This window comes from Steroidobacter sp., assembly GCF_016790065.1.
Lineage (GTDB): Bacteria > Pseudomonadota > Gammaproteobacteria > Steroidobacterales > Steroidobacteraceae > Steroidobacter.
In genome coordinates this window covers 1-6,428 of record NZ_JAEUPY010000843.1, presented here as the reverse complement: position 1 = coordinate 6,428, position 6,428 = coordinate 1, and the positions used below count along the sequence as shown (strand labels likewise).

Below are 6,428 nucleotides of genomic sequence, written 5' to 3'. Positions count from 1 at the left end.
CATGCACCGCGACCGAGTAGCCGTTGCCCGAACCCGGTCCTGCTGTGCCGAGCTCGGCGGTGCGAACCCAACTCGTCCCTTGTTTTTCGAAGACGTACGCGCGCTCGTGAAACAGATCCCCGACCACGATGACATTGCCGTCGATGGCCACATCGGCGCCGAACATGTCGCCCTGCTGATCTGAGCTGCGGGTGAGTCTCGCCGTTTGCTGCCAGACACCTGCGGAATTGCGTTCGAAAACATAGGCCGCGCCGGGAAAGTCGAGGACGCCGCTCGTGATCTCGGTCGCACCGACGACTGCGATGTTTCCATCGATGGCGACGCTGTTTCCGAAATGAGGTGGGTCCCCCGCAGGCGCCAATCGAGCCGTTTCCAGGAGAACGGCGGGTGCGCCCAATGCCATGGCCGCACTGCAACACAATACTGAGAACAGCAGTGCTCGGCGGCAGAACTCACGACAGAGATACGCTTCGTTGCGCATGACTCCTCTCCCTTCCTGACGTCGCGTTGTTTCTTCTACTCGACGCTCTCGGGCTGACGCAGAGCATCTCCCGACGAACGGCACGCTGCCGAAGCAAGTTCCTGGGAACGAAAAATATCGAGCGGTTTTCGGTCGAAGCACCAATAAGTGTCGGAGACCTTGACACAGTTGCTAACAAAACGACGAACGCGTAAGTAAATCGGGAGCGTGTGTCGCGAGTGTATGCAGATCGGGCGGCACGGCGCGAGGCACGATACGAAGTGCAGCGGTGACGAAGCAATAAGCGGCGAAGCCGACCAAGCCCAGTGCCAGTGCGCGTGCATAGAACGCACTCAGCACGCCGCTACGGCACCTGGCCACTTCGAGAGCCACGACCGAATTTTTTGCGGACAACAGCCTCGCGACAGTGCGCGTCGATGCGCAAACGAGCGTCGATAAGTTTCACCTCGTGCCCGATAGTGAACAGCAGTAAATTCGAATAGCCGGCAATCATCGTCGGTTACTTCGCGCACCAGCTTGGCAGGCATGCCCATGACGACACTACCATCCCCAGTTCACCTCAAAGAGATAGTGAAAGGTCGGGCATCAAACTTTCAACACCCAAACTCTCTGGCTGTGGCGGTAACTTGGGACGACGCTGAAACGCGATGCCGTGCATGCCTGCCTTGTTGCGAATCGCGAACTCCGAGCGCCGCAGCGCTTTGGCAATGAGGTCCGGAGCAAGTCCTTGATTGGCGAGATCCCGCAATTGACGCAACTCGCTGAGCGACCAAACACCGCGTTTGAGGCCTCTGACCGGCTTGGAAAGCCCAAGTACATTGGTTTGCGACATCGTTACTACCAGAAACTCGATCAATGACCGCGCGCCTCGGCGCGAGTTGGGCCGCGCAGGCGCACGCTGCAGTATGCAAGCGCAACGACGAAGACACACAGCACACTTCCGTAGAACTGGGTCGCAAGCTCGCCATTTGTCGCCATGGCAACCAACACAGCCACCATGGAGGCTATAGTCAGCCAGCTAAGCCACGGGAAGAGCCACATCTTTACGCGAAGTCGCTCAGGTGCGGCACGCTCTATTCGACGACGCAGACGAATGTGGGCGAAGCAGGCCAGCAGGTAGATGATGATCATCAATGCCCCGGAGGCGTTCACCAAGAAAGCGAACACCCGCTGCGGCGAGAAGACTGAAAGCATGACCGCCACGTAGCCGAACGCGCTGCTGATCAAAATGGACCGAGTAGGAACGCCGCGCTCGTTGAGTACCACGATAGACTGGGATGCATCGCCTCTCGCCGCCAGTGTGAAGAGAACACGGGAGGTCACGTAGACCCCAGAGTTCAGGCACGACAGCACCGCAGTCAGCACGATAAAATTCATGATGAGGCTCGCGCCTGGTACGTGCGTGCGGGTGAGCGCGAGCGCGAAAGGCGAGCTTCCAGCGTGTATCTGTGTCCATGGAACTACTGCGACCAGCAGAAGGATGGACAATACGTAAAACAGCAGAATCCGAACGATGATGGTGCTGGTCATCCGCGACATGACCTGGGTCGATGCATTCGACTCGGCCGCAGCCACCGTGGCTATCTCAGCGCCGCACAGCGAGAAAACTACAGTCGTGATGCCGGCAAGTACCGCACTCCAACCAAACGGCGCAAAGCCGCCGTGCGAATAGATATTGGCAAACGTCTGCCCTGTCGGCGATGTGAGTCCCAGCGCATACGCGCCGGCGATCATGATGAATATGCCGATCGCCGACACCTTGATGGCGGAGAACCAGAACTCAAACTCGCCGAACGAGCGCGGTGACAGCAAATTGACGATGGTCAGCAGCAACATCAGAATCAGGCCGAGCTGCCACACCGGCAATGCAATCCACTCGTGTAACAGGCTAGCCCCGGCGATGGCCTCGACAGCAATGACAACGACCCAGAAATACCAGTAGAGCCAACCGCTCAGAAACCCGGCCCAGTCGCCCAAGCCCAGTCGGATGTATTCGGTGAAGGAACCCACGCCCGGTGTTGCTGCAGCCATCTCGCTCAACATGCGCATCACCATCATCACGATCAGACCCGCCAGCAGATAGCTCAGCACAACCGCCGGGCCAATCGACTCAATTGCCGCACTGCTGCCCACGAAAAGACCGGCGCCTACGATGCCGCCTATCGCAATCATCATGACGTGGCGCGAACGCAAGCTCTTACTGAGTTTGGCGGCCGGTGCGATGCCGGCATCGTCTATGTGGTTCATCGAATGTTTCTTTCTCATGGGCTCAGAGGCACCTCGGATGACGGCAGCACGGGCAACTTCCTTGCAAGACGACACAACACACGCCCGGTGTCGACGATGACGATCCACAGAATGCCGGTGAGTAGCATGGTGAGAACGGCATCGAGCCGCTGGTTGAAGATCAGCTGCGGGGCAACTGCCGCCTGTTCAGCGCTCAATGCCCCACTCGCGAGCTTGTCCGCCAATTGATCTGCCGCCGCAAGAAATCCGACGCGCGGATCACTCGACATGATCTTCTGCCAGGTCGCTGTAGTCGTGACGATAGTCAGCCAAAGCATCGGTACCGCCGTTACCCATGCATAGCGTGCTTTGCCTTGTTTGATGAATATACCGGTGGCGACGCACAGCGCGATGCCGGCAAGCAGTTGGTTGGCAATGCCGAACAACGGCCAGAGGATATTGATACCGCCGTTAGGATCGACGACGCCGATGTAAAGGAAGTAACCCCAACCTGCGACGACCAACGCGCTCGATATCAGAATGGACGGATAAGACGAGGTTTCACCCAGGGGCTTCCACACATGACTCAAGAAATCCTGCAGCATGAAACGGCCGACACGCGTGCCCGCATCCACCGTGGTCAGAATAAACACTGCTTCGAACATGATGGCGAAGTGATACCAGAGCGCCAACATGCTCTCACCGAAGGCCGAGGAGAAAATGCTCGCCATGCCTACCGCGAGCGACGGAGCACCGCCGGTGCGCCCGAACAGCGTGCTTTCCCCCATCGCGTGCGCCAACGTGTGCATCTGTGCCGCCGTCACCGGAAAGCCCCAGCCGGTAATAGTGGTGACAGCCGCCTCGGCGGTTGCTCCCACGATGCCAGGGCCAGCGTTGATGGCGAAGTACACACCCGGATCGAGCAGCGTCGCGGCAATCATCGCCATGATGGCGACACCCGACTCGAGCATCATGCCGCCGTAGCCAATGAGTCGCACCTCGGCCTCATTGCCGATGAGCTTTGGGGTAGTGCCGCTCGACACCAGTGCGTGAAAGCCGGAGATGGCACCACACGCAATGGTGATAAACAAAAAAGGAAACAGCGCGCCGCCGAACACCGGGCCGCTGCCATCAATAAATTGCGTCAGCGCCGGCATCTTGATGTCCGGCTGCATCAAGATCACCGCAATAGCTAGCAGTAGCACCGTACCGAGCTTCAGGAAGGTCGAGAGATAGTCACGCGGGGCGAGCAGCATCCACACTGGCAACACCGCCGCGATGAAGCCATAGCCGATGACGAACCCGGCCAGTGATTCACTGTCGAAGTCGAACCAGGCGCGGATCAGCGGATGCGAATCCACCCAACTGCCGCCGAAGACCGCGAGCAATAGCAAGGTCGTGCCGATCAACGAGGCTTCCAGCACGCGTCCAGGACGGATGTTGCGCAGGTAGATTCCGATCAGCACCGCAATGGGAATGGTCGCGAACACCGTCGAGGTAGCCCAGGGACTGTGACGCATGGCGTTCACGACGACCAGGCCGAGCACCGCGATCAGAATCAGCATGATGATCAGCGTGCCCATCATCGCGGCATAGCCGCCGACGGGCCCAAGTTCGTCGCGTGCCATTTGTCCCAAGCTACGACCGTTGCGACGCGTGGACAGGAACAGGATCGTCATGTCTTGTACGCAGCCGCCGAGTACCGCCCCCACCAGTATCCACAGCGTGCCGGGCAAGTAGCCGAACTGCGCAGCCAGCGTCGGACCGATCAGCGGACCCGGGCCGGCGATGGCTGCGAAGTGATGACCGAAGACGATCCAACGATGCGTGGGAATGAAATCGCGGCCGTTGTTCAACCGGATGGCCGGCGTCGCACGCTGCGCGTCGACGACGAACACCTGGGTCGCAATCCACTTGCTGTAGAAACGGTAGCCGATGGCATACACGCAGACCGCCGCAACAACAATCCACATCGCGCTGATGGTCTCTGCGCGATGTAGAGCAACGCCGCTGAGCGCGAACGCCCCGATCAGCGCGACCAAAATCCACAGCAAGCGGAGCATCCACGCTCTGACGATCGGCATCAGAACTCATTCGCAACGGACAGGCCGATCGTCCGCGGCCGCATGACATTGAGCAGATAGAGGCCAGTCGCACCGCTGGCGACTTCGGGTGCAGCACCAAGAATGCCTCGCGCGTCAGTGGCATTGCGCACGAACAGACTGAAGGTCCAGCCTTCGGTGCGCACCCCGGCGCGAAGATCAAGCGTCGTGAACGACGGAACTCGCACTCGAGACACCGTCGCTCGCGGTGGGAAAGAGCCGCTGCGGGCTCCTAGATACGTGGCAGTACCGCCGAAGAATGCCGTGTACTGTGAACTCAGGTCGAGTTCCTGATCGAGCGCCAGCGAGCCGCTCCATTGCGCGGAGAACGGCAGTCGATCGCCAGCTCGGCCATACAGATTGCCGGCGAACGCCTGCGACAACTGTGCATCGTTGTAACTGAGGGAGGCAGCGATCTGCATACCGCGCGCTGGCGCTGCGAGCGCCGTCAGATCCGCACCTCGACTGCGCGCCTTGCCGGCGTTGGAGTAGTAAGCCAGCTGAGTCACCGGATCGCGCTGCTGTAGCTGAATGTCCTGCCAGTCGATGGAATATACCGATGCGTCCAGCGATACGCGCCTCTCCAGGAAATCACTCTTCACGCCCACTTCATAACTGAGCGTGGTGTCGGCACCGTACTCCGCCGGCGTACCAAACCCCGCCCCCGGGTTCGGTCCGCCAGGTCGATACCCGGTGGCGAAACGCCCGTAAACAATCGCGTCCGAAAGCAGACGAAATCGCGGCGAGAATAGATAGGTCGTCGAGTTGTCCCGCGACGTGGCCTGCACGTAGTAAGGCGGGACGTTGAGCGGCCCGCCGATGGTTTCTTCGTAGTACTGTTCGTTTCGGCTCGCGCGCGCACCTACCTGAATGTCGAATCGATCCGTGAAATGATAGGTTGCCGCCCCGAAAACGGCGCGTTCCTGAAACGTCGATGGAAAGGTATCCGGATAGACCGACATGAGCAATGCGCCGGTGTTTGGGTTCGACGCGTAGATGTTGTATTGGGTATCGGAATCTTCATCGGTATAGAAAGCCCCGAACAGCCACTCCAACTTGTCACCGCTGTGTGAAGCTAGTCGGAGTTCCTGCGAGAACTTCTTGGTTTGCGATGGCAGGAAAGTAATGCTGCCCAGGTCGTCGCGTCCCGTCGCCTCTTCGGTGAGGAATCCGAGGAAGCTCGTGACATCACTCACATCTTCGAACTTGCTGTCGCCGTAGCCGGTGATGGAGGTCAGCTGGGCCCAGTCGAGGTCGTAGTTCAGCGTGGCGTCTAGCTGTAGTACCTTACGTTCGTAGCCGCCTGTGCCGGCAATGTAGTCCTGCGTCAGGCCGGCGGTCAGCCCACGAGTATTGGTCGAGAAAACATTCGATGACCCGTCGCCGTCGGTCGACTGAAAGGTGGCAGAAATACGTGCCGAGAATCTTTCGGTAAGCTGCCCCAGCAACGACACTCTGGCTCCCCACACATCGGCACTGTCCACATCGGACTTGCCGCGGCTCGGGTCATCCACCACTCCGGGATCGTGACGAAAGAAGCCGCTAAGCGTCATCGCCAAGCTGTCATCGATGAGCGGCACGTTACCCGAACCGCGGATACCGTAGCCTTCACTACCGCC

General features: G+C 59.5%; 6 protein-coding genes. All 6 read right to left on the bottom strand.

The genetic code is table 11. The features are described from left to right. On the bottom strand, positions 1 to 481 hold a 481-nt coding region (locus JNL55_RS33940; protein WP_293865285.1), incomplete at its 3' end, for an FG-GAP repeat protein. A gap of 171 nt (positions 482 to 652) precedes the next feature. Beyond that, positions 653 to 853, bottom strand: coding sequence for a hypothetical protein (locus tag JNL55_RS33935; RefSeq protein ID WP_293865282.1), 201 nt, complete (start codon positions 851 to 853; stop codon positions 653 to 655). A gap of 187 nt (positions 854 to 1,040) precedes the next feature. Continuing rightward, positions 1,041 to 1,313, bottom strand: a complete 273-nt coding sequence (locus tag JNL55_RS33930) for a hypothetical protein (protein WP_293865279.1) — start codon at positions 1,311 to 1,313, stop codon at positions 1,041 to 1,043. 20 nt (positions 1,314 to 1,333) lie between these two features. Continuing rightward, positions 1,334 to 2,746, bottom strand: coding sequence for an amino acid permease (locus tag JNL55_RS33925; protein WP_293865276.1), 1,413 nt, complete (start codon positions 2,744 to 2,746; stop codon positions 1,334 to 1,336). Further along, positions 2,743 to 4,791, bottom strand: a complete 2,049-nt coding sequence (locus JNL55_RS33920) for a carbon starvation CstA family protein (RefSeq protein ID WP_293865274.1) — start codon at positions 4,789 to 4,791, stop codon at positions 2,743 to 2,745. The genes JNL55_RS33925 and JNL55_RS33920 overlap by 4 nt, the downstream gene beginning before the upstream one ends. Beyond that, positions 4,791 to 6,428 (bottom strand): TonB-dependent receptor (locus tag JNL55_RS33915; protein ID WP_293865271.1); only part of this gene is annotated, 1,638 nt, incomplete at its 5' end. The genes JNL55_RS33915 and JNL55_RS33920, both read right to left, overlap by 1 nt.

Bases quoted from the DNA above. Each gene is read 5' to 3' on its own strand.
- JNL55_RS33930 (WP_293865279.1), bottom strand. From the start codon at position 1,313: ATGTCGCAAACCAATGTACTTGGGCTTTCCAAGCCGGTCAGAGGCCTC.
- JNL55_RS33920 (WP_293865274.1), bottom strand. From the start codon at position 4,791: ATGCCGATCGTCAGAGCGTGGATGCTCCGCTTGCTGTGGATTTTGGTC.
- JNL55_RS33925 (WP_293865276.1), bottom strand. From the start codon at position 2,746: ATGAGAAAGAAACATTCGATGAACCACATAGACGATGCCGGCATCGCA.